19 protein-coding genes are annotated in these 22,301 nt (G+C 72.8%); 8 read left to right on the top strand and 11 right to left on the bottom strand.

Going from position 1 to position 22,301, the window contains the following annotated elements; translation table 11 throughout:
* Nucleotides 1-378: 378 nt before the first annotated feature.
* The 6 genes from ACFYXS_RS01130 (at nt 379) to ACFYXS_RS01105 (ending at nt 6,787) form a co-directional block, all read left to right on the top strand.
* On the top strand, nt 379-543 hold the full coding sequence (locus ACFYXS_RS01130) for a hypothetical protein (RefSeq protein WP_389242452.1): 165 nt from the start codon (nt 379-381) through the stop codon (nt 541-543).
* Between the two features lie 61 nt (nt 544-604).
* On the top strand, nt 605-1,423 hold the full coding sequence (locus tag ACFYXS_RS01125; RefSeq protein ID WP_389242450.1) for an EI24 domain-containing protein: 819 nt from the start codon (nt 605-607) through the stop codon (nt 1,421-1,423).
* A gap of 78 nt (nt 1,424-1,501) precedes the next feature.
* Nucleotides 1,502-2,257 (top strand): class I SAM-dependent methyltransferase, encoded by a 756-nt coding sequence (locus tag ACFYXS_RS01120; protein WP_389242448.1) that lies wholly within the window; start codon nt 1,502-1,504, stop codon nt 2,255-2,257.
* Between the two features lie 123 nt (nt 2,258-2,380).
* Complete coding sequence (locus ACFYXS_RS01115; protein WP_389242446.1) at nt 2,381-3,607, top strand: exo-alpha-sialidase; 1,227 nt, start codon at nt 2,381-2,383, stop codon at nt 3,605-3,607.
* 109 nt (nt 3,608-3,716) lie between these two features.
* Nucleotides 3,717-4,961, top strand: a complete 1,245-nt coding sequence (locus tag ACFYXS_RS01110) for a pyroglutamyl peptidase (protein WP_389242444.1) — start codon at nt 3,717-3,719, stop codon at nt 4,959-4,961.
* 218 nt (nt 4,962-5,179) lie between these two features.
* Nucleotides 5,180-6,787 carry a pyridoxal phosphate-dependent aminotransferase gene (locus tag ACFYXS_RS01105; RefSeq protein ID WP_389242442.1) on the top strand — a complete coding sequence of 536 codons (1,608 nt, stop codon included), beginning with the start codon at nt 5,180-5,182 and terminating at the stop codon, nt 6,785-6,787.
* A gap of 24 nt (nt 6,788-6,811) precedes the next feature.
* On the opposite strand, the gene ACFYXS_RS01100 is transcribed toward ACFYXS_RS01105, so the two are convergent.
* The 8 genes from ACFYXS_RS01100 to ACFYXS_RS01065 form a co-directional block, all read right to left on the bottom strand.
* A complete protein-coding gene (locus ACFYXS_RS01100) occupies nt 6,812-7,864 on the bottom strand; it encodes an aldose epimerase family protein (protein ID WP_389242440.1) in 1,053 nt (350 codons plus the stop codon).
* 219 nt (nt 7,865-8,083) lie between these two features.
* Nucleotides 8,084-9,334 carry a multiple monosaccharide ABC transporter permease gene (gene mmsB / locus ACFYXS_RS01095; RefSeq protein WP_389242438.1) on the bottom strand — a complete coding sequence of 417 codons (1,251 nt, stop codon included), beginning with the start codon at nt 9,332-9,334 and terminating at the stop codon, nt 8,084-8,086.
* Between the two features lies 1 nt (nt 9,335).
* Nucleotides 9,336-10,886: a multiple monosaccharide ABC transporter ATP-binding protein gene (gene mmsA, locus ACFYXS_RS01090; RefSeq protein WP_389242436.1), complete on the bottom strand. Its 1,551-nt coding sequence runs from the start codon at nt 10,884-10,886 to the stop codon at nt 9,336-9,338.
* A 65-nt stretch (nt 10,887-10,951) separates the two neighbouring features.
* Complete coding sequence (gene chvE, locus ACFYXS_RS01085; RefSeq protein WP_389242434.1) at nt 10,952-12,073, bottom strand: multiple monosaccharide ABC transporter substrate-binding protein; 1,122 nt, start codon at nt 12,071-12,073, stop codon at nt 10,952-10,954.
* A gap of 6 nt (nt 12,074-12,079) precedes the next feature.
* On the bottom strand, nt 12,080-13,126 hold the full coding sequence (locus ACFYXS_RS01080; RefSeq protein WP_389242432.1) for a hypothetical protein: 1,047 nt from the start codon (nt 13,124-13,126) through the stop codon (nt 12,080-12,082).
* 141 nt (nt 13,127-13,267) lie between these two features.
* Entirely contained in the window at nt 13,268-14,296 is a 1,029-nt protein-coding gene (locus ACFYXS_RS01075; protein WP_389242430.1) for a zinc-binding dehydrogenase, read from the bottom strand.
* Nucleotides 14,293-15,453: a mandelate racemase/muconate lactonizing enzyme family protein gene (locus ACFYXS_RS01070; RefSeq protein ID WP_389242428.1), complete on the bottom strand. Its 1,161-nt coding sequence runs from the start codon at nt 15,451-15,453 to the stop codon at nt 14,293-14,295. The genes ACFYXS_RS01075 and ACFYXS_RS01070 overlap by 4 nt, the downstream gene beginning before the upstream one ends.
* Nucleotides 15,454-15,657: 204 nt before the next feature.
* Nucleotides 15,658-16,554 carry an SGNH/GDSL hydrolase family protein gene (locus tag ACFYXS_RS01065; RefSeq protein ID WP_389242426.1) on the bottom strand — a complete coding sequence of 299 codons (897 nt, stop codon included), beginning with the start codon at nt 16,552-16,554 and terminating at the stop codon, nt 15,658-15,660.
* Between the two features lie 236 nt (nt 16,555-16,790).
* Between ACFYXS_RS01065 and ACFYXS_RS01060 the strand changes: the two genes are divergently transcribed.
* The gene (locus ACFYXS_RS01060) at nt 16,791-17,285 is read left to right on the top strand and encodes a DUF3145 domain-containing protein (protein WP_319662641.1); all 495 of its coding nucleotides are present in this window, start codon (nt 16,791-16,793) and stop codon (nt 17,283-17,285) included.
* On the opposite strand, the gene ACFYXS_RS01055 is transcribed toward ACFYXS_RS01060, so the two are convergent.
* The gene (locus ACFYXS_RS01055) at nt 17,273-19,411 is read right to left on the bottom strand and encodes an MMPL family transporter (protein WP_389242424.1); all 2,139 of its coding nucleotides are present in this window, start codon (nt 19,409-19,411) and stop codon (nt 17,273-17,275) included. The two genes, ACFYXS_RS01060 and ACFYXS_RS01055, sit on opposite strands and share 13 nt — an antisense overlap.
* A gap of 193 nt (nt 19,412-19,604) precedes the next feature.
* Here ACFYXS_RS01055 and ACFYXS_RS01050 point away from each other — a divergent pair, with 193 nt between their 5' ends.
* A complete protein-coding gene (locus tag ACFYXS_RS01050) occupies nt 19,605-20,039 on the top strand; it encodes a MarR family winged helix-turn-helix transcriptional regulator (RefSeq protein ID WP_389243468.1) in 435 nt (144 codons plus the stop codon).
* Here ACFYXS_RS01050 and ACFYXS_RS01045 read toward each other — a convergent pair.
* Nucleotides 20,036-21,514 carry an SDR family oxidoreductase gene (locus ACFYXS_RS01045; protein ID WP_389242422.1) on the bottom strand — a complete coding sequence of 493 codons (1,479 nt, stop codon included), beginning with the start codon at nt 21,512-21,514 and terminating at the stop codon, nt 20,036-20,038. The two genes, ACFYXS_RS01050 and ACFYXS_RS01045, sit on opposite strands and share 4 nt — an antisense overlap.
* Nucleotides 21,511-22,233, bottom strand: coding sequence for an alpha/beta hydrolase (locus tag ACFYXS_RS01040; RefSeq protein WP_389242420.1), 723 nt, complete (start codon nt 22,231-22,233; stop codon nt 21,511-21,513). The genes ACFYXS_RS01045 and ACFYXS_RS01040 overlap by 4 nt, the downstream gene beginning before the upstream one ends.
* Between the last annotated feature and the right edge of the window lie 68 nt (nt 22,234-22,301).

Below are 22,301 nucleotides of genomic sequence, written 5' to 3'. Positions count from 1 at the left end.
CGGACTCCAATGCTGTTCGGGGCGTTGAGGTGCGGGGCGTTGACGTGCGGCCGTGCGATCTCACGTTCCCCACTCGACGTTACGAGCACCTGACGTGCCCCCGAACGCAAGACTGAGGCCCGGCGTGTGACCGCCCCGCCCCGCCCGCCGACGGACGGCGCGCGTCGGTTCCGCTGCTGCTCACCGGGCCCGCGCCGGGCCGTCGGGCCCCCGCGGGGCGTGTTGGCGCGTCCGGCGGCACTGCGGCCGCGGGTCCGCCGCCCGTCCCGCTCCGGCGCGCGCGGGCGCCCGGCCGTGCGCCGGGCCGCGGTGTCCCCCGGCCCCGCCCCTCCGCCCCGCTGACGGGTTCCGCGCGGGCCGCCGGACCCCCTTGCGGCGGTGGCGCCCCGCACGGTGAACGGCACGGCCGTCGCGGGTGCGGTGGTGACGGGGACGGAGGGCACCGACGCGATCGCGTGCCCGGCAGGGGTGGCCGCCGACACCGATGTGTGCCTCTTCGACGCCGAGCCGTCCGGACCGGCTGACTGCGAGATCGTGGCCTGATCCCGATGCGCGGCGGCCGGACGGTCCCCCCGTCCCCGGGAGGTCGCATACCCTGTCGCGCATGGGAGATCTTGCGACCGGGATACGTCACTTCGTGGACGGCCAGCGCTGGGTCGTCCGGCACGGCCGCTGGTTCGGTTTCGGGCTGCTGCCCGCGCTGATCACCCTTGTCGGGTACCTGGCCGCGCTGGTCGTGCTGGCGTTCTGGGCGGACGACGCGACCGCCTGGGCGACCCCCTTCGCCGACGACTGGGGCTCGCCGTGGCAGGGGCTCTTCCGCGGTCTGCTCACGGTCGTCGTCTTCGGCGGCGGCCTCGTACTGGCGGTGATCTCCTTCACCGCCGTGACGCTGCTGGTCGGGCAGCCCTTCTACGAGTCGCTGGCGGAGCGGGTCGACGACACCGAGGGCGGCGCCCCGGACAGCCCGGACGTCCCGCTGTGGCGCGAGCTGCTGCGGTCCGCCTGGGACAGCCTGCGGGTGCTGGTGCGCGTCACGGTCTGGACCGTCGCGCTGTTCGCCGCGGGCTTCATCCCCGTCGTCGGGCAGACCGTGGTGCCCGTGATCGGCTTCTGCGTCTCCGGTTTCTTCCTGGCCCTGGAACTCAGCGGTGTCGCCTTCCAGCGCCGCGAGGTGCCGCTCCGCGAGCGGCTGCGGATGCTCCGCGGCCGGATGATGCTGAGCCTCGGGTTCGGTGTGCCGCTGGTGCTGTGCTTCCTCGTGCCGGTCGTGGCGGTCTTCCTGATGCCGGGCGCCGTGGCCGGCGCCACCCTGCTGGTCCGCGACCTGCTGCCGCCGCAGGCCGACGACCGGCCCGCGGAGGCCGGACCGGAGGCGGCGCCCGGGAGCGCGCCGCGTCCGCTGGACCTTCGCAAGCCCTGACCTTGCGGAGGGAACCGTTCCCGGTGCCGTACGTGACCTGAACTGTGTCAGGTGACGGCAGGACGCGAGGGGGACGCGATGGCACAGCGGGCCGATCAGTACGACGACAACCAGCGGAGCTACCGCACCTATTGGGACGGCCGCGGCTACGAGCACGACGCCGAGGTCGCCGCGCTGCGCCGGCTGCTGGCCGGCCGCCACTTCGGTCACGCGGCGGACGTCGGCGGCGGATACGGGCGTCTCGTGCCGGTGCTGCGGGAGTTCGCCGACCGGGTCACGTTGCTGGACTCCAGCCGCCGTCAACTGGACGACGCGGAGGAGTACCTGGCGGGCCTCGCGGGCGTCAGCATGCGGCTGACGACCGTGTCCGGCCTCGGCCTCCACTCCGGCAGCGTCGACCTGGTGACGATGGTCCGGGTCATGCACCACCTGCCCGACCCGGCGCCCGCCCTGGCGGAGATCGCGCGGGTCCTGCGGCCCGGGGGCACCGCGGTCGTCGAGAGCGCCAACCTGGCGCACGCCGCCAACCGGCTGCGGTACGCGGCCCGTCGCCGGCGTGTTCCGCTGGAACCGGTCGACATCCGTTCCGCCGCCAACCGCGAGCGCGAGAGCATCCCCTTCGTCAACCACCACCCGCGCACCGTGGCGGCCCAGTTGGAGGCCGCCGGGCTGCGTGTGCAGCAGCGGCTGTCGGTGTCGAACCTGCGCAGCACTCGGCTGAAGCGGGTGGTGTCCCGGGGCACCCTGGTCCGCGCCGAGGAGGCGCTGCAGCGGCCGCTGGCTCGGGTGACGTTCGGGCCGAGCATCTTCTTCCTCGTGCGGAAGGCGGCGTAGGCGCCCGCGCCCCGCGGGTGATCCCCGCGGCACGCCGCGCCGGACGGCAGCCGGGGCCGGGGCAGCCGCGTCCCTTTTGTTACTGTCCGGAGTGTTTGCGCCGGTCGGTACGGGGAGTGACGCGTGGTGCGGTGGGCTGGGCGTCTGGTGACGGCCGTGTGCGCGGCCCTGGCGGCGGCCTGCCAGCCGGTGCCGGCGACCCCGGCGGAGCCCGCGGGCTCCGGTGCCGGGTGCGCGCCGACCAGGGTCTTCGTCTCGGGCCAGAAGGACTACAGCACCTTCCGCATCCCCGCGGTGGTCCAGGTGCCCGGGTCCGGCCCCTCGGGGCCCGTGCTCGTCGCCTTCGCGGAGGGCCGGCGGGAGTCCGGCGCGGACCACGGTGACGTCGATGTCGTCGAGCGCCGCTCGAAGGACGGCGGCTGCACCTGGACGGCGCTGCGCAGGATCGCGGACGCCGGGCCGAACACCCTGGGCAACCCCGCGCCGGTGGTGGAACCGTCCGGGCGGCTGGTGCTGCTGACCACCCGCAACGGCGGCGCGACCACCGAGGCCGACATCATGTCCGGCGACGCCGTCCCGGCCGACGGGCGGCGCGTCTTCGTGCGGACCAGCGACGACGCCGGGGTCACCTGGTCGCGGCCGCGCGAGATCACCGCACAGGTCAAGCGCCCCGGCTGGCGCTGGTACGCCACCGGCCCCGGGCACGGCATCGTGCTGACCACCGGTCCGCACAAGGGCCGGCTCGTCGTCGGCGCCAACCACTCCGTCACCCCGTCGCCGGGCAGCGGGGACAACGGCGCGGAGCCCCGCTGGTACGCGGGCCACAGCCTGCTGAGCGACGACGGCGGCAGGACCTGGCGGATCGGCTACGTGGACACCGCCGGGGACGGCCGGATCAATGTCAACGAGACCGCTGTCGCCCAACTCCCCGATGGCCGCGTGTACTTCAACGCCCGCGACCAGAAGGGCACCGACCGCGGCAGCCGGGCCCACGCCTGGAGCGCCGACGGCGGCACGACCCTGCTGGCCCCGTTCCGGACCGTTCCCGGGATCACCGCGCCGTCCGTCGAGGGCAGCCTGCTGCAGACGTACAACGGCCGCGGCTCGGGCCCGCTGCTGCTGGCCGCCCCGGGCGAGCCCCGGGACCGGGTGGGGATGACCGTGCGGGCGAGCCTCGACGACGGGGTGACCTGGTCGCGCGGGTACCGGGTGTCGGACACCAAGGCCGCCTACTCGGACCTGGTGCAGATCGACAGCGAGCACGTCGGCCTGCTGTACGAGACCGGGAGCGCCACCCCGTACGACACCATCACCTTCGTCCGGCTCACGATCGCCTCGCTGCTGCGCTGACCCGGCGGGCGCCGGGGCGGAGCCCCCTGGCGTTCCGCCGTGCGGGTCCGGAATGCTGGGAGGACGCTCCACCTGGTGCGCACCTGATCAGCTCGGAGGTTCCCGGACAGTGCGGCCCCCCACCCGGACCGGCGTGCCGGCCCTCGCGCCGCCCGCCGGCGCCCCCTTCGCGACCGTCCCCGGGACCGCCGGCACCGTCCCGGAGCCGACCGTGGAGGAGGCCCGGCTGGACCGGGCCGTGCCCCAGGAGCTCCTGCGCCGCAGCGGTTTCGACGCCGCCGCCCCCCGCTTCGCCCGGGCGCTGGCGGCGGCGCGGTCCAGGGCGGCGGCGCAGCGCGTCGTGCGCCACCACGGCCGCGCACTGTGGCAGGACGCGGTCGGCAGGGTCCAGGGGCGCGGCCCGGCCGGCGGCGACCTCAGCCGCGACGACGACCGGCCGCTGTACTGGGCCCGGCTCGCCCTCACCCGGACCCTGCGCGTGTGGCAGCCGTCCTTCCCGCTGGAGGAGCACGGGCGCGCCGCCCTGCTGGACCGGCTGGAGCGGACCTCCCGGGGTCAGGACACCGTCCGGCCGCCCACGGTCGCGGGCGTCAGACGCATCCTGCTGACCGGCTTCGACCCCTTCCGGCTCGACGTCGACGTCCGCCGCAGCAACCCCTCGGGGGCCGCCGCGCTCGCCCTGGACGGCGTCACGATCCGCACCGCTGCCGGCCCGGTCCGCGTGGAGGCCGTCGTCTTCCCCGTGCGCTGGGACGACTTCACGGGGGGCACCGTCGAACGCGCCCTGCGCCCGTGGTTCCGTCCGGGCCCGCACCGCGTCGACCTGTTCGCCACCGTCAGTCAGGGCCGCGCCGACCGCTTCGACCTCGAACGCTTCAACGGGGCCTGGCGCGGCGGCCATTCGGACAACGCCGACGTCCGGGTCACCGGTCCGGTTCCCGTCCCGTACGGCCACGAGGCGCCGCAGTGGACCACCACCGGGCTGCCGTACCGGGCGATCGTCGCGGCCGGGACCGGTCCCTACCCGGTGCACGACAACACCGCGGTCACGGAGATCCCGGCCGGGGCCACCGTGCCCGTCGCCGGCGACTCCGGTCCGACACCCGGCTCCACGGCGCGCGCCGGGGGCGGCGGCGACTACCTCTCCAACGAGATCGCCTACCGCGCCACCCTGCTCCGCGACGTCCTCGCGCTCCCCGCGCCCGGGGGCCATGTCCACACCCCTGTGCTGCAGTTCGGCGCCGGCAACACCGACCCCGGCACCGGCACCGTCTCCGATCCCGAGTTCGTGGCCAACCGTCTGGCCATCACCGCCCAGCTCCGCGCGATCCTCACCGCGGCCGCCGGCGGCTGAGGCGGATCCCCGGGCCGCCGCCAGGCGGTGAGGGTGCTGAACGGAAGCCGGAGCCGGGCCGTAAAGGACTGCGAAAGACCGCAAGACAGCCGTCCTGCGCACCTCTTGTCCCGCATACGCCCCACACGCCCCGCCTGTGAGGAAATGCGACAGAGGTGCGCGGGCAAGGGGAAGCAGGCCGCCGCGGCGCGGCCTCTGTGATCGAGGGAGGTCCTGCCGTGACCGTCGCCGTCGGCGTCACCGGTAATGCCACCGAATTGTTCCGCGCCAACACCGCGCACAGTCCCTCGTACTTCGCCCTGCGCCGCGCCGGTGGCGTGTCCTCCCCCGAAGGGGCGGCGGACATCGTCGACTTCTGCATCCCGTGCAATCCGTACTTCCCGAGCCCGGCGATGTACGAGAAGCTGCAGCGCTCGATGCAGGACATCCTCACCTACTACCCGAGCAGCACCGACGTCATCACCGGCGAGCTGTGCTCCCTGCTCGGCCTCAACCCGCAGACCGTCGCCATGGGCAACGGCTCCACCGAGCTGATCACCTGGATCGACCACCTCCTGGTCCGCGACAGCCTCGCCGTCCCCATACCGACCTTCGGCCGCTGGACCGATCAGCCGATGGAGACCGGCAAGCGCGTCGACATGTTCCTCCTCCCCGAGGCCGCCGGGTTCGCACTCGACCCGGCGGCCTTCGTCTCGTTCGTCCGGGCCCGCGGCTCGCGCACGGCCGTCATCTGCAACCCCAACAACCCCGACGGCGGCTTCCTCCCCAAGCACGCGGTCGTCGGCCTCATGGACGCCCTCGCCGACCTCGACCTGGTCGTCATCGACGAGTCCTTCCTGGACTTCGCCGACGCCGAGGCGTGGCCCAGCGTGGCGGCCGAGGCCGTGCTGCGGCCCAACGTCATCGTGCTGCGCAGCCTCGGCAAGAACTTCGGCCTGCACGGCATCCGCTTCGGCTACATGGTCGCCAACCCGGCCCTCGCCGGGAAGGTGCGCCGGATGCTGCCCAAGTGGAACCTCAACTCCTTCGCCGAAGCGGTCGTCTTCATGCTCAAGGACCACCGCGAGGAGTACGCGCAGAGCCTGCACATGGTCTCCCGCGACCGCCAGGAGATGATCTGGCAACTGGCCGCGCTGCCCGGCCTGACCGTCTACCCCTCACAGGGCAACTTCGTCTTCGTCAAGCTGCCCGACGGCGTGGACGGCGCGGTTCTCCGCGACCGGCTGCTCGCCGAGCACGGCGTCCTGGTCCGGGAGTGCGGCAACAAGCTCGGCAGCAGCAGCCGCTTCATGCGCCTGGTCGTGCGGCCGCAAGGGGACGTCCAGCGCCTCCTGACCGGGCTGAGCACGGTGCTGTACGGCAGCACCTGGTACGCGGCCGCGCCCGAGCCCGCTCCCGTGCCGGAACCGGCACCGGCACCGCAGGTCCAGCAGCTCCCGCAGATCCAGCCCGCGCCGCAGCCGGTACCCGCCCCCGCGCCCGTCCCGCAGCAGCTCCAGCTCCCGCAGGCCCAGCCCCCGCAGCCGGTGTACGAGCCGCCGCCGCCGCTCCCGCCGGCGCCGCAGCAACCGGTGTACGAGCCCCAGCGGATGGCCCCGCCGCCGGTCTACGAGCCGCAGCCGATGGGCCCGCAACCGGTGTACGAGCCGCAGCCGATGGCCGCCCAGATGCAGATGCCCCTGCAACAGCAACAGCAGCAACCGCAACCGCCGCAAGCCCCGGCCACGGACCTCTACCCCGCGCTGACCACCGAGGTGCCGCCCGCCTTCGCGTCCGCCAAGCCGGGCTCGCCCAGACCCGCGCTGTACTGGCAGGACGCGTCCTGATCCCGGCGGGTCCGGGCGACCGGCTCAGCGGACGTCGAAGGAGTGCACCGTGGTGGAGCGGTACGTCTCCCCGGGCCGCAGGACCGTCGAGGGGAAGGACGGGCGGTTGGGGGAGTCCGGGAAGTGCTGGGTCTCCAGGCAGAAGGCGTCGCCCTGCCGGTAGACGTGCCCGGAGGGGCCCGCGAACGCACCGGCGAGGAAGTTGCCGGTGTAGAACTGCATGCCCGGCTCGGTGGTGGCGAGCCGCAGCCTGCGGCCGGAGACCGGGTCGGTGACCGTGGCCACGTGCTCGGGCAGGTCGGTGCGGCCCTTGTCGAGCACGAAGTTGTGGTCGAACCCCTGCCCGTACAGGATCTGCTGGTGCGGGGTGCGCAGATCGCGGCCGATGGGCTTCGCGGCGCGGAAGTCGAACGGCGTGCCCTCGACGGGCGCCAGCTCGCCGGTCGGGATCTGCGTGGCGTCGACCGGTGTGTAGCGGTGTGCCGCGATCTCGGCCTCGTGGTCGTCGACGCCGCCGCTGCCCTCGCCGCGCAGGTTGAAGTACGTGTGGCTGGTGAGGTTGACCACCGTCGCCCGGTCGGTGGTGGCGGTGTAGTCGATGCGCCACCGCGCGTCCTCGGTCAGCGTGTAGACCACCTGGACGTCGAGCGTCCCCGGGAAGCCCATCTCGCCGTCCGGGCTGGTGCGGCGCAGCACGAGCCCCGCGTCGCCGCCGTCGGTGAAGCTCTCCACCGCCCAGACCCGCTTGTCGAACCCCTGGTCGCCGCCGTGCAGGCTGTTGGGCCCGTCGGTGACCGGCACCTGGTACGTCGTACCGTCCAGGGTGAAGGTGCCCCGCGCGATCCGGTTGCCGTACCGCCCGATGAGCGCGCCGAAGTACGGGCTGCGGGCCACGTAGTCGTCGAGGTCGTCGAAGCCGAGGGCGACGTTGGCCCGGTGCCCGTGGCGGTCGGGCAGTTCCAGGGACTGCACGATCCCGCCGTACGACAGCACCCGCAGGGCGATCCCGCCGCCCCGCACGGTCCAGATGTCGACCTTGGTCCCGTCCTCCAGGGTCCCGAAGTGTTCCTTGCTCACCTGTGTCCCACCCGCGGGCCCCTTGTCGTGTGGGCGGCCGGCCCGTTCGTGCCGGCCGCGAGGGCGCTGGTCCCGCTCGTCGCGGGCGCGACCGCCCCGAGCGCCGCGCCAGTGATCAATGTACGTCCGTTCCCGGTGCGACTTCACACGGGAGCGGCGCCGGCCGCCGTCCGGTGACGGACGGCGGCCGGCGCCGCTGCGCTGACGGAAGGGCGGACGTCAGGATCCGACCTTGCGCTTGTTCCACACGTCGAAGCCGACCGCGGCCAGCAGCACCAGGCCCTTGATGACCTGCTGGTAGTCCGTGCCGATGCCGACCAGCGACATGCCGTTGTTGAGCACGCCGAGCACCAGGCCGCCGATGATGGCGCCCAGCACCGTCCCGACGCCGCCGGTCGCCGAGGCACCGCCGATGAAGGCGGCGGCGATGGCCTCCAGCTCGAAGTTGATGCCGGCCTGGGGGACGCCCGCGTTGAGCCGTGCGGCGTAGACGAGGCCGGCGAGGGCGGCGAGCACGCCCATGTTGACGAAGACCAGGAAGACCACGCGCCGGTCCTTGACGCCGGAGAGCTTCGCCGCGGCCTGGTTGCCGCCGAGGGCGTAGACGTGCCGGCCGACGACCGCGTTGCGCATCACGAAGCCGAAGACGATCAGCAGACCGGCCAGGATGAGCAGCACGATGGGCACGCCGTGGTAGCTGGCCAGCGTCATGGTGAAGGCGACCACGCAGGCGACGATGGCGAGCAGCTTGAGCAGGAAGAACCGGCGCGGCAGCACGTCGAGGTCGTAGGCGACCTGCTGGCGGCGGTCGCGGATCTCCTGCATGACGGCGATGGCGATGACCAGGAGGCCGATCAGCAGGGTGAGGTTGTGGTAGTTCGTGTGCGGCCCGACCTCGGGCAGGAAGCCGTTGCCGATCTTCTGGAAGCCGGTCGGGAAGGGCGAGACGGACTGGCCCTCCAGCAGGATCTGCGTGCCGCCGCGGAAGAGCAGCATGCCGGCCAGCGTCACGATGAAGGAGGGGATGCCGACGTAGGCGATGAAGTAGCCCTGCCAGGCCCCGGCGACGGCGCCGATCAGCAGGGAAACCACCAGGGCCAGCGGCCAGGAGACATGGTGATGGATGATCATCACGGCCGCGGCGGCGCTGACGAAGGCCGCAAGCGATCCGACGGACAGGTCGATGTGACCGGCGATGATCACCACCATCATGCCGATGGCCAGGATGAGGATGTAGCTGTTCTGGCCGATCAGGTTGGTGACGTTCTGCGGCTTGAGCAGGATGCCGCCGGACCATATCTGGAACAGCGCGGCGATCAGCACGAGCGCGATGATCATGCCGTACTGGCGCATGTTGCGCCGTGCGGCCTGCAGGAGGTAGCCGGCGGTCCCCGCCGGTCCACCCCCCGCCGCGGCCGCGCCTCCGGCGGGCGGCGGAGGAGTCTTGTCGGTCTTCACCGGGCTGCCCATCTCAGTTCCCTCGGTCCATGGTCATGTGGCGCATCAGCACTTCCTGGGTCGCGCTCTCGCGCGGGATCTCCCCGGTCAGCCGGCCCGCAGACATCGTGTAGATGCGGTCGCACATACCGAGCAGTTCCGGCAGTTCGGAGGAGATGAAGACGACGGCCTTGCCCTGGGCCGCCAGGTCGTTGATGACCGTGTAGATCTCGTACTTGGCCCCGACGTCGATGCCGCGCGTGGGCTCGTCGAGGATGAGGATCTCCGGTCCCGCGAAGATCCACTTGCTGAGGACGACCTTCTGCTGGTTGCCGCCGCTCAGCTTGCCCGTGGTCTCGAAGACGGTGGGCGCCTTGATGTTCATCGTCGAGCGGAAGGACTCGGCGACCCGGGCCTCCTCGTGCTGGTTGACGATGCCGCGCCGGGCCACCTTGGACAGCGCGCTCAGCGAGATGTTGCGGCTGATGTCGTCGATCAGGTTGAGCCCGTAGTGCTTGCGGTCCTCGGTGACATAGGCGATGCCGTGGGCGACCGCCTCGGGGACGGTACGGGTGCGGATCTCCTTGCCGCGCAGGTAGACCCGGCCGGAGATGCCGCGGCCGTAGGAGCGGCCGAAGACGCTCATGGCCAGTTCGGTGCGGCCGGCGCCCATCAGGCCGGCGATGCCGACGATCTCGCCGCTGCGGACGTTGAGCGAGACCCCGTCGACGACCTTGCGCTGCTGGTCGATCGGGTGGTGCACGGTCCAGTCCTCGACGGCGAAGGCCACCTCGCCGATGTCGGGCTCGCGCTCGGGGAAGCGGTGGTCGAGGTCGCGGCCGACCATGCCGCGGATGATCCGCTCCTCGGTCACCGCCGGGGTGCCGTCCTCGGCGGTGCCCTTCATGTCCAGCGTCTCGATGGTCCGGCCGTCCCGCAGGATCGTGATGGAGTCGGCGACCCTCGCGATCTCGTTGAGCTTGTGCGAGATGATGATGCAGGAGATGCCGTGCTCCTTGAACTCCAGGATCAGATCAAGGAGTTTGCGGCTGTCCTCGTCGTTCAGGGCGGCCGTCGGCTCGTCCAGGATGAGGAGCTTGACCTCCTTGGACAGCGCCTTGGCGATCTCGACGAGCTGCTGCTTGCCGACACCGATGTCGGCGACCCGGGTGTTGGGCGGGTCGGCGAGCCCGACCCGCTTCAGCAGCCGGCCGGCGTGCCGCAGCGTCTCGTTCCAGCTGATGACGCCGCGCGTGGAGTGCTCGTTGCCGAGGAAGATGTTCTCGGCGATCGACAGGTAGGGCACCAGGGCGAGCTCCTGGTGGATGATCACGATGCCGCGCTGCTCGCTGGCGCGGATGTCGCGGAAGGCGCAGGGCTCCCCCTGGAAGAGGATCTCCCCTTCGTAACTGCCGTGCGGATAGACCCCGCTGAGCACCTTCATCAGGGTCGACTTGCCCGCACCGTTCTCACCGCAGATGGCGTGGACCTCGCCCTCGGCCACTGTCAGGGTGACATCGGAGAGCGCCTTGACCCCTGGGAAGGTCTTGGTGATGGAGCGCATTTCGAGGACGGGTCCGGCCATTCCTGCTTTCCGTTCTCCTCGGTTGGAGTGGGGTGACGATCGTCGGTCGTGGTCCGGCTCCGCGACTACTGGAGCTCGGACTCCTTGATGTAGCCGGAGTCGACGACGATCTCCTTGTAGTTGGACTTGTCGACGCTGACCGGCGGCAGCAGGAAGGTCGGGACGACCTTGGTGCCGTTGTCGTAGGTCTTGGTGTCGTTGACCTCGGGCTTGCCGCCGGTGAGGACCGCGTCACCCATCTGGACGGCGACCTTGGCCAGTTCGCGGGTGTCCTTGTAGACGGTCTGGGCCTGCTCGCCCGCGATGATCGACTTGATCGAGGCGACCTCGGCGTCCTGGCCGGTGACGATCGGCAGCGGCTTCTTGCCGCTGCCGTAGCTGACGCTCTTGAGCGCCGAGATGACGCCGCGGGAGATGCCGTCGTACGGGGACAGGACCGCGTCCACGTTGGCGGAGGTGTACGACTTGCTCAGCAGGTCGTCCATGCGGGCCTGGGCGGTGGCGCCGTCCCAGCGCAGCGTGGTGACCTGGGTGAGCCCGGTCTGGCCGCTCTTGACCACCAGCTGCTTCTTGTCGATGTACGGCTGGAGCACGTCCATCGCGCCGTTGAAGAAGTACTTGGTGTTGTTGTCGTCGGGCGAGCCGGCGAACAGCTCGATGTTGAAGGGGCCCTTCTTGCTGCCGTCCTTCAGCCCGAGCTTCTCGACGATGTAGCCCGCCTGGAGCTGTCCCACCTTGAAGTTGTCGAAGGTGGCGTAGTAGTCGACGTTCTGCGAGCCGAGGATCAGGCGGTCGTAGGAGATGACCTTGATGCCCGCGTCGTGCGCCTGCTGCAGCACGTCGCTGAGGGCCGAGCCGTCGATGGCGGCGACGACCAGGAGCTTGTCGCCCTTGGTGATCATGTTCTGGATCTGGGCGACCTGGTTCTCCACCTTGTCGTCGCCGTACTGCAGATCGGTCTTGTAGCCCTTGGCCTGGAACTGCTTGACCATGTTGTCGCCGTCGGCGATCCAGCGCTCGGACGACTTGGTGGGCATGGCGATGCCGATGGTGCCGCCCTTCCCACCGTCCTTGTCGCCGCCGCCGCTGTTGTCGCTCTGCCCGCAGGCGGTCGCGGTGGCCCCGAGGGCGAGCGTGGCTATCAGCGCGGCTGTGGTGCGCAGGTGGGCGGCTCTCGCGATGCGCATGGCTGATCAGATCCTTTCGGGGGACAGGCGGAGGTCGGTCGCCTGGCCCTGGTCGGTCGTGATGTCCTGGGGAAAGCGGTGGAGCGGCCCGGGCAGCCGCGCGCCCAGCGGGGAGAGCCCGCCGTCCGCGCCGAGCCGGGAGAGCAGGTCGAGCACGAGGCGTCCGCGGCGGACCCGTTCGCGGGCGGTCGCCAGGGCGACGTCCCGCAACTGCCGTCCGTACGGGTAGATGCCGGGGGCCTTGCTCAGGCCGAACTTGAGGTAGATCGGGGCGCCGCGGCGGATCAGCTCCGCCGCGTCGTAGAGCCGGACGAAGCCGCCGAGGTCGTCGGGGGCCTCGATGTAGAAGTCCATCGGGGCCCGGCTGGTCCTGCGGATCTCGGTGATCTGCTGGAGGGTCAGGTCGGAGGGGATGTTGACGGAGTCGGCGCCGAGCCGCTCCCACACCGCGTAGGCGGCCGGGTTGACCGGGCCGACCAGCGCGGAGACCTTGAAGGTGGTGTCGGCGGGCAGCAGGCCCTGCTCGCGGAGCCGGTGCAGCAGCCACAGCACGCCCTCGTCGGCGACGAGCAGGCAGCGCACGCCCAGCGCGGCCGCCCGCAGGGCGTCCTCGACGCAGCCGGCCACCTGGTCGTGGCCGCGGGCGCGCAGGCCCCCGCCGCGGGAGTCGGTGCGGGTGGCGGAGCCGATGTCCCAGGTGCCGCGGGGACCGGTGAACAGGCAGAGCTCGACGTCGCGTTCGGCGCACGCGGCCACCATCTCGGTGATCTCCGCGTCGGTCAGCATCCAGATCCCGCTGCCCTGGCTGATCCGGTGCACCGGCACGTCCAGCCGTTCGGCCTCCTCGAGCACGGTGGCCAGCGCCTCGGGGCCCTCCACGGAGGGGATCTCGGTGCGCCAGGTGCCGCCGTCGGGGAAGGAGTGCGGGGAGGCGTCGGCCGGGTCGTCCGCCGGGGCACCGTGACCGAGCAGGGCGAGGGCGTGCTGCCCTGGGTGACGGGGTCCGGGCGCGGTGCCGGTCCTCTCGGGACTCGTGGTGGAAGCGTCGGTCACGGTGCTCCTTCGTCGGTGCCGGTGGTGCCGTTCCAGATCTGCGAGGGCGTGTTCGGGATATCGGACGACGTTCGGGTCATTGGGTACGGGCCGGTACGGAGGGGGACATCGCCGCCCAAGGCCGTACGGGGCCGGGCCGGGTCATGGGCGCAGCAGCACCTTGCCCACCTTCGGGTCCCGGTTCGCCAGCAGGCCGAGCGCCCCCGCGTAGTCCTCCAGGGGCAGCTCGTGCGTGATCAGGGGGGCCGGGGTGAGCACTCCCGCGCCGAACGCCCGTACCGTGTGCGCCCACGCGGCCGGCGGCGCGCCGAACACCGTGTGCACGGTCAGCTGCCGGACCACCAGGTCGGTCGGGTCCAGCCCCAACGCGGCCCCGGGTTCCGGGATTCCGGTGAGGGCCAGTCGGCCGCCGCGGCGCAGCAGTCCCGCGCCGGTACGGGCGGCGGAGGCGGAACCGGCCGCCTCCACGACGAGGTCGAAGTCCGCGGCGGCCGCGTCCGGCAGTTCGTCGGCCGTGCGGAACATCGTGGCGCCGAACGAGGCGGCCAGTTCCTCCCGGTCGCGCCGGGCGCCCACCACGAGCAGTTCCGCGGGGGACACCGCGGCCAGGAACTGCACCGCCAGCATCCCGAGCGTGCCGGTGCCCACGACGGCCACCCGCTCGCCCGGCGCGGCAGGCGCCTTCAGCAGCGCGGCCGCCACGCACGCCGCCGGCTCCAGGAGCGCGGCGGAGCGCAGGTCGGCGGCGTCGTCCAGGACGTGCAGCAGCCGGGCGGGCAGGGTGAGGGTGTCGGCCATCGCGCCGGGCTGCGTGAAGCCGGTCTCCTCGTACGGGGCGCCGCACAGCGTGGTCTCCCCGGCGTGACAGCGGTCGCAGACCTGGCAGTTGCGGAAGCCCTCGCCGACGACCTTGCGGCCGGTCAGCTCCGCGCCCACCCCGGGGCCGACCGCCTCCACCGTGCCGGACCACTCGTGCCCGGGGGTGACGGGGTAACGCACGTACCCCTTCGGGCGGGTGCCCGCGTGGACCTCGCGGTCGCTGCCGCAGATCCCGGCCGCGTGCACGCGGACAAGTGCCTCGCCCGGGCCGGGAGCGACCGGTTCCGCGGGCACGATCCGGTGCCGGCCGGGCCCGTCGAGGACGACCGCGCGGGGGGAAGGGGCGGTCACTTCGCGCCACCCGGCTGCCGGCGCTCCCAGCCCTCGGCCCACAGGTCGAAGCGCGCCTGCTGCTGGGGGAACTCGGCGGCGGCGTCCACGTCGAGCTCGACACCGAGGCCGGGGGCGTCCGACAGGGTGAAGTACCCGTCCGGCCCCACCACGGGGGCACCCTTGACGACCTTCTTGATCTCGGAGTCAGCGAAGTCGTTGAAGTGCTCGAGGATCTTGAAGTTGGGCGTGCAGCCCGCCAGTTGGAGGCTCGCCGCGGTGAGCACCGAGCCGCCGACGTTGTGCGGGGCGACCAGCACGTAGTGCGTCTCGGCGGTGGCGGCGAGCTTGCGGACCTCGTTGATGCCGCCGATGTGGCCGAGGTCGGGCTGGATGACGTCGGCTGCCTGGAGCTCGAACAGCTCGCGGAACTCGTAGCGGTCGTGGACGCGTTCGCCGGTCGCGATCGGCAGGTCGGTGTGCGCGGCCACCTTCGCCAGGGCCTTGAGGTTCTCCGGCGGCACCGGCTCCTCGATCCAGCTCGGCTTGAACGGCGCCAGTTCCTTCGCGATCCGGATCGCGGTCGCCGGGCTGAAGCGCCCGTGCATCTCGACCAGCAGTTCGGCCTCGGGTCCGATCGCGTCGCGGACGGCCTCGATGAGGGAGAGGGAGTACGCGGTGGCCGCGTGGTCCAGTTCGAAGTGGCCGGTGCCGAACGGGTCGATCTTCAGCGCCCGGTAGCCGCGCTCCACGACCGCGGTGGCGGCCTTGTGGTAGGCCTCCGGGGTGCGCTCGGTGGTGTACCAGCCGTTGGCGTAGGCCTTGACCTTCTCGTTCACCTTGCCGCCGAGCAGCTGCCACACCGGCACGCCGAGGGCCTTGCCCTTGATGTCCCAGCAGGCCATCTCGACGACCGCGATCCCCGACATGACGATCTCGCCGGCCCGGCCGTAGTCGCCGTACTTCATCCGCCGGACGAGATCCTCCACCGCGAACGGATCGGAGCCGGTGATGTGGTTTGCGGACGCCTCGTGGAGGTAGCCGAGCAGTGCGTCGGTGTGGCCCAGCATGCGCGTCTCGCCGACGCCCGTCAGGCCCTCGTCGGTGTGGACGAGCACGTAGGTGAGGTTGCGCCAGGGAGTGCCGACGACATGCGTGCTGATGCCGGTGATGCGCACGGAAGTTGCCCCTTAAGGACGGTCGTTCGAGATTTCGTCACCCGTTCGAAATGTTGAAGGGACCGTAGTTACGGGCTCCGGGCGGTGTCAATGGCAAAGTCACCCGCGTGTGGGCGTTGTTGCCGAAGTGAGGCCGGACCGCGTGCCGGAGACCGGCCGCGCCGTCGTATACAAAGGGGCCCGGGCGGCCCGCCGGGCGACCGCTCAGGAGCCGAAGGCCGCGCCGTAGACGATCCCCGCGAGCCGCGACTGCCCCCGCGCGCTGGGGTGGAACCAGTCGAACGGGCTCAACTCGGCCGAGGTGAAGCGGTAGTCGAAGACCGCGCCGCCGTCGGAGCGGCAGCGCTTCCAGCGCGCGCACTCCTGCCCCAGCACGCTGTTGTACGCGATCACCCGCTCCCGTACGGCCTGCCGTCGCGCGTTCGCCGCGGCGTCCGTCGACTCGGGGTCCGCCAGCATGGACGGGCACAGGCCGAGCTTCCAGATCTGCCGGCCCAGGACGTTGTGCCGCCCGACGTCCCACAGCCGCAGCAGGTCGGGCACGCTCGCGACGAAGACCTGCGTCCGGGGCAGCCCTCGGTGCAGGGTGCGCAACGCGGTGGCGAACTCCTGGCGGAAGGTGTCCACCGGGGTCATCCGGGCGGTGCTGGGCGCGCACGCGTCGTTGGCGCCCATGAGGATCACCACCTGCTGCGGCCGCAGCGCCACGGCCCGCTCCGCCTGGGCCGGCAGGTCGGCCATCCGGGCGCCGCTGGCCGCCAGGTTCCAGCTCGCGGCGGAGGGGCGGGCGAGCAGCCGGCCGGCGACGCTGGTCACCGAGGCCCCGCTGCCGGTCGCCCAGGACAGTTCCGGACAGTCCGTCAACACGCCGCACGCGTCGAAACCCCGGGTGATGGAATCCCCGAGCGCGGCCAAAGAGGCCGGCCGGGTGTTCCACGCCAGGGCCGCCGAGGCGCTCGGACGGGGGCTCGCGGCACCGCTCCCGGCGGCCGCCGGGGCCCCGGGGCCGGTCACGGAACAGGCCGCCACCAGGGCCGTTGTGAGCAGACCGGTCAGAGCGACGGTGGCGCCGCGCATACCGCGCCGGAGCGGCTCCCGCATCGCTGCTCCCTCCGACGAGTGGGTGACTTCTCGGTGATCCCGACAGTACGTCACTCCTCGGGAGACGCCGCGCGGTAGCTTTTTCCCTGACGCCTGAGGGGAAAGAGGTGATCAGAAGTCAGATCTTGTCTCATTCGTTATGATTAGTGCAGAATGTCCACTGCTGTCCCGGATGGCTCGGTTATGGGCATGAGGCCGCTGGGGAAGGCGTACCTCGTCCCACACTGGAGGTCCCGGTGACGACACGTGGAGTTCTGTACGTGCACTCCGCACCGCGCGCGCTGTGCCCACACGTCGAGTGGGCCGTCGCGGGCGTGCTCGGCGTGCGCGTGAACCTCGACTGGATCCGCCAGCCCGCCTCTCCGGGCACGTGGCGGGCCGAGTTCTCCTGGCAGGGAGATCCCGGCACCGCCTCCAAGCTGGCGTCCGCGCTGCGCGGCTGGCATCTGCTGCGCTTCGAGGTGACGGCGGAGCCGTGCCCGTCCGCCGAGGGGGAGCGCTACAGCAGCACCCCCGAGCTGGGCATCTTCCATGCCGTCACCGGCATCCACGGCGACATCCTCATCCCCGAGGACCGGCTGCGCGCCGCGCTCGCCCGGGCCCGCAAGGGCGAGGCCGACCTCGAGACCGAGGTCGCCAAGCTCCTCGGCAAGCCCTGGGACGACGAGCTGGAGCCCTTCCGGTACGCGGGCGAGGGCGCCCCCGTCCGGTGGCTGCATCAGGTGGTCTGACGCTGCCTCGGCTCCGCGGCCCCCGCCGCGGGGTCCTGCGGCGTGCCGTCGTCCTCCCCGCACCGCGCGGCGGCCCCCGGCCACCACACCCGGGCCCCGATGTCCCGCACCAGCGCGGGCACCAGCAGCGAACGCACCAGCGTGGTGTCCAGCAGCACGCCGAACGCCACCATGAAGGCGATCTGCACCAGGAAGGCCAGCGGGATCACGCCCAGTGCCGCGAAGGTCGCCGCCAGCACCACGCCCGCCGAGGTGATCACGCCCCCGGTGGCGGTCAGGCCGCGCAGGACGCCCTGCCGGGTCCCGTGCCGCAGCGTCTCCTCCCGGACCCGGGTCATCAGGAAGATGTTGTAGTCGACGCCGAGCGCGACCAGGAAGACGAAGCCGTACAGCGGGACCGAGGCGTCCGTCGCCGAGAAGCCGAACACGTGCGGGAAGACCAGCGCCGACACACCCAAGGTGGCGGCGAAGTTCAGCGCCACCGTGGCGACCAGGAGCAGCGGCAGCAGCAGGCTGCGCAGCAGGGCCACCAGAATGAGCAGGATGATCGCGAGGACGACGGGCACCACGAGCGTGCGGTCCCGCTCGGCGGTGCGCTGGGTGTCCAGCTGCTGCGCCGTGTACCCGCCGACCACGGCGTTCGCGCCGGGTACCGCGTGCACGGCGCGCCGCAGCCGTTCCACGGTGGCCTTCGCGGCGTCGCTGTCGGCGGCGTCCCTCAGGGTCACCTCCAGCTGTGCCCGGCCGCCGGCGACCAGCGGCTCGCCCTGGCCGGGGCGGCCGGAGGCCGTGACCGCGGCGGCGGAGGAAACTCCGGAGGTGCTTTCGGCCGTCCGGGTCACCTCGGGCAGCCGGCCCGCGGCGGCGACCACCACGGCGGGGTTGCCGGAGCCGCCCGGGAAGTGCTCGCCGAGGACGCGCTGGGCGGTCACCGAGGGGGCCTGGTGGACGAAGATCTCGTCCAGCGGCACGCCCCGGGCGGTCAGGGCGGGGGAGAAGGCCGCGCAGGCGACCAGCACCGCCAGGCTCGCGGCCCAGACCCGGCGCGGCGCCCGGTCCACGAGCGCGGCCACCCGCTGCCACACCCCCCGGCCCCCCTCCCGCGCCGGACGCGGCCGGGCGGGCCAGTACGCGGCCCGGCCGAGCAGCAGCAGGACGGCGGGCAGGAAGGTGAGGCTGCTCGCCACGGCGCAGACGACGCCTACGGCGCCGACCGGGCCCAGCGCCCGGTTGTTCGTCAGGTCGCTGGCCAGCAGGGCGAGCAGCGCGAGCGCCACGGTGGCGGCGCTCGCCACGATCGCCCCCGCCGAGCGGCGCAGCGCCGCCCGCATGGCGGCGAACCGGTCGCCGCGCGCGGCGAGTTCCTCCCGGAAGCGGGCCGACAGCAGCAGGGCGTAGTCCGTCGCGGCGCCGATGACGAGGATCGACAGGATGCCCTGCACCTGGCCGTCCACCCGGACCGCGCCGTGCTCGGCGAGCACGTACACCACGCCGCAGGCGAGACCGAGGGAGAGGACCGAGCCGGCGATGACGACCAGCGGCAGCAGCACCGCGCGGTAGACCAGCAGCAGGATCACCAGCACCACGCCGAGGGCGACGAGCAGCAGCAGCCCGTCGATGCCCGCGAAGGCGTCGCCCAGGTCGGCCTGCGAGGCGGCCGGCCCGGCGACGTGCGCGGTGGTGCCGGGCACGCGCCCGGCCGCGGCGGAGATCCGGTCGACGGTGTCCTGCACCTGCCGCCCGAGGTCGGGGCGGAGCTGCAGCACGCCCTCCAGCGCCCGGCCGTCACGGGAGCGCAGCGCGGGGGAGGGGTGACCGGTCATTCCCTCGGTCCCGGCCAGGGAGGCCAGGGCCGCGGTGGCGGCCTCCCGCTGGGCGTCGGTGACGGGTCCGCGGTCCGCGGTCCAGACGACGATCGCCGGCACGGTCTCGCCCCGGCGGAACGCCTGCCGTTCGGCGAGCGCCTTCGTGGACTCTGCGCTGCGCGGGAGGAAGGCCGCCTGGTCGTTGGTGGAGACCTCGCCCAGCTTGCCCGCGTAAGGGCCGAGGGTGCCGCCGATCCCCAGCCAGGCGACCAGCAGCACCACGGGGAGCAGCCATCGGACGGTGCGCGGCACGGATGTCATCGCTTCTCCCGTGGGGGTGGGTGCGGGTGTCTCCCTCTGCTGTCCACAGGATATATCTCACTCATCGATTATCTTAACCGTCGAGATTATTTACGATGGAGGAGTGCCCGAACACGTACAGGACGATCGCCACGACGCCGAGCAGCCCGAGTCCCCCACGGGGCTGCACGCCTTCGCTGTGCAACTGCGCCGGATGAACGGCGAGTTCAACCGCATCGCGCAGGACTTCGCGCAGAGCCGGCGACTGCACCACACCGATGTGCAGGCCCTGGTGGCGATCCTGGACGGCGACGGGCACGGCGGCGCGATGACCCCCGGAATGCTGGGCGAACGGCTCCATCTGACCTCCGGCGCGGTCACCGCCTGCCTGGACCGGCTGGAACGGGCCGGCCACATCCGCCGCACCCGAGACGCGGCCGACCGGCGCGTCGTCCACCTGCACTACGCGCCCAAGGCGAAGGCGGTGGCCCGCGCGTTCTTCCGGCCGCTCGCCCAGGGCACGGAGGCGGCCAGGAGCCGCTTCACCGAGGAGGAACTCGCCGTCGTCATACGCTTCCTGACCACGATGAACGACGAACTCACCCTCCTGCACGGCGACCCGGCCCCCGAAGTGCCGCCCCGGGCCTAGGGCGCGACCTGCTGCGCCGCCGAGGCGATGTTGCGGGCCATGCCGCCGAACACCACGGAGTGGAACGGCGACACGCTCCACCAGTACGCGTGGCCCGCCAGGCCCCGCGGGTGGAACAGCGCCCGCTGCCGGTAGACGGTGCGCCCCCGGTCGTCCCGGTCGGCCGACAGCTCCAGCCAGGCCAGCCCCGGCAGCCGCATCTCGGCGCGGAGCCGGAGCAGCTTCCCGGGTTCGATCGCCTCGACCCGCCAGAAGTCCAGCGAGTCGCCGGTCCGCAGCCGCGTCGCGTCCCGCCGCCCCCGGCGCAGCCCGACTCCGCCCACGAAGCGGTCGAGCCAGCCGCGCACCGCCCAGGCCAGCGGGAAGGAGTACCAGCCGTTGTCGCCGCCGATGCCCTCGATCACCCGCCACAGGGCCTCCGGTGAGGCGTCCACCACCCGGGCCCGCCGGTCGGTGTAGAGGCTGCCGCCGGCCCAGTCCGGATCGGTGGGCAGCGGGTCGCTGGGCGCGCCGGGCACCGAGGCCGACGACCAGCGGGTGACCACGTTGGCGTCCCGGATCCGCTGGAGGGCCAGTTCCAGTGCCCGCTCGACGCCGATCATGCCCTGCGGCGGGTCGGGCACCCACGCGGCGATGTCGTGGTCGTGGCAGACCACCTCGTGCCGCAGCGACTCGGTCAGCGGACGCGCGATGCCCGCGGGCACCGGGGTCACCAGCCCCACCCAGTGGCTGGACAGGCGGGGGGTGAGCACCGGCACCGGCACGATCAGCCGCGGTGGCAGCCCCGCCACCTCGGCGTACTTCAGCATCATCGCCCGGTAGGTGAGCACGTCCGGCCCCCCGACGTCGAAGGCGCGGTTCACCTCGGGCGGCAGCGCCGCGCAGCCGACGAGGTGGCGCAGCACGTCCCGCACGGCGATCGGCTGGATGCGGGTGCCGACCCAGCGCGGGGTGACCATCACCGGCAGCCGCTCGGTCAGGTAGCGCAGCATCTCGAACGAGGCCGAGCCCGAGCCGATGATGACCGCCGCCCGCAGCACGGCCGTCGGCACCCCCGAGGCGAGCAGAACCCGGCCCACCTCGGTGCGCGAGCGCAGGTGCGGCGACAGCTGCCGCTCGGGCACCCCGGCCGGGGTGAGCCCGCCCAGGTACACGATCCGCCGCACGCCCGCCGCCTTCGCCGCGCGGCCGAAGATCTCGGCGGCCCGGCGGTCGGTCTCCTCGAAGTCCCGGCCGCTGCCGAGCGCGTGGACGAGGTAGTAGGCGACGTCCACGCCCTCCATCGCCGCGAGCACCGACTCCTCGTCGGTCACGTCGCCCCGCACCACCTCGGCGCGGGGCGCCCAGGGATGGTCGCGCAGCTTCCCCGGCGTGCGGACCAGGCAGCGCACCGTGTGGCCGGCGTCGAGCAGTTCGGGCACCAGACGGCCGCCGATATAGCCGCTGGCGCCGGTCACCAGACAGGTGAGGGTCATCCCGGTCGTTCCTTTCCGGCGCCCGGGGCCGCCAGGGCGCTCGCCACATCCGGCGGCAGCGGGGCCAGCCGCAGCAGCCCCGCCACCACGCGGGCGGTCGTCGCGTGCCAGGTGCCGGCGCCCCGCAGCATCGCGTGGTCGCCGCCCGGCACCGTCAGATGGCAGGCCAGGGCGCCCGCCGCCCGCGCCCGGTCGGCCAGGACCAGCGACGCGGCCGGATCGGTGACCCGGTCCCGGTCCCCGTGCAGCATCACCAGACGGCGTCCGGCCAACTGCCCCACCGGCTCGCCCGCCGGGCACCACGGGGCCAGCCCCACCACCCCCCGCACCAGCGGATGCCCGGCCACCCGCAGCGCCGCACGGCCTCCCATGGAGTGGCCGACCAGCACGACGGGAACCGCACCCGCACGCCCCCGCAGGGCCTCCAGCGCCCGCCAGGCGTCGCGTGCGGCGTCCTGCCGGTCGCCGTTCCAGCCGCGGTGCCGGTAGCGGACGCCGGCGAGCGCCACCGGGTGCCCGGCCGTGACCCGGCCTATGGCGCGGACGAACGGCCGCATCCGGGCCCCGGGGAGATTCCACCGCGTGGGCGGCTCCAGGCCCTCGGCGCGACCCCCGTGCAGCAGCAGGACGGCGGCCGCCGGGCGCTCCGGGAGGGCGTACGGGACCAGCGCCGGGTGCGGCGCCGCACCGCCGTCGGTGCCGCTGTCACCGTACGTCATCGGATCGCCCCTTCTCGTACTCTCCGTCATTATCCGCCGCTCCCTCCGCCGCCGCCCGTCCTGTTCCT

The sequence above is a fragment of the Streptomyces sp. NPDC002574 genome (assembly GCF_042889545.1).
GTDB lineage: Bacteria > Actinomycetota > Actinomycetes > Streptomycetales > Streptomycetaceae > Actinacidiphila.
This window is presented reverse-complemented; position numbering and strand designations above follow the sequence as displayed.

What these genes read in the sequence shown, in the direction of transcription:
- ACFYXS_RS01120 (WP_389242448.1), top strand. Translation starts at nt 1,502, where the DNA reads ATGGCACAGCGGGCCGATCAGTACGACGACAACCAGCGGAGCTACCGC.
- ACFYXS_RS01045 (WP_389242422.1), bottom strand. Translation starts at nt 21,514, where the DNA reads ATGACCCTCACCTGTCTGGTGACCGGCGCCAGCGGCTATATCGGCGGC.
- ACFYXS_RS01055 (WP_389242424.1), bottom strand. Translation starts at nt 19,411, where the DNA reads ATGACATCCGTGCCGCGCACCGTCCGATGGCTGCTCCCCGTGGTGCTG.
- mmsA (WP_389242436.1), bottom strand. Translation starts at nt 10,886, where the DNA reads ATGGCCGGACCCGTCCTCGAAATGCGCTCCATCACCAAGACCTTCCCA.
- mmsB (WP_389242438.1), bottom strand. Translation starts at nt 9,334, where the DNA reads ATGGGCAGCCCGGTGAAGACCGACAAGACTCCTCCGCCGCCCGCCGGA.
- ACFYXS_RS01040 (WP_389242420.1), bottom strand. Translation starts at nt 22,233, where the DNA reads ATGACGTACGGTGACAGCGGCACCGACGGCGGTGCGGCGCCGCACCCG.
- ACFYXS_RS01125 (WP_389242450.1), top strand. Translation starts at nt 605, where the DNA reads ATGGGAGATCTTGCGACCGGGATACGTCACTTCGTGGACGGCCAGCGC.
- ACFYXS_RS01050 (WP_389243468.1), top strand. Translation starts at nt 19,605, where the DNA reads ATGAACGGCGAGTTCAACCGCATCGCGCAGGACTTCGCGCAGAGCCGG.
- ACFYXS_RS01065 (WP_389242426.1), bottom strand. Translation starts at nt 16,554, where the DNA reads ATGCGGGAGCCGCTCCGGCGCGGTATGCGCGGCGCCACCGTCGCTCTG.
- chvE (WP_389242434.1), bottom strand. Translation starts at nt 12,073, where the DNA reads ATGCGCATCGCGAGAGCCGCCCACCTGCGCACCACAGCCGCGCTGATA.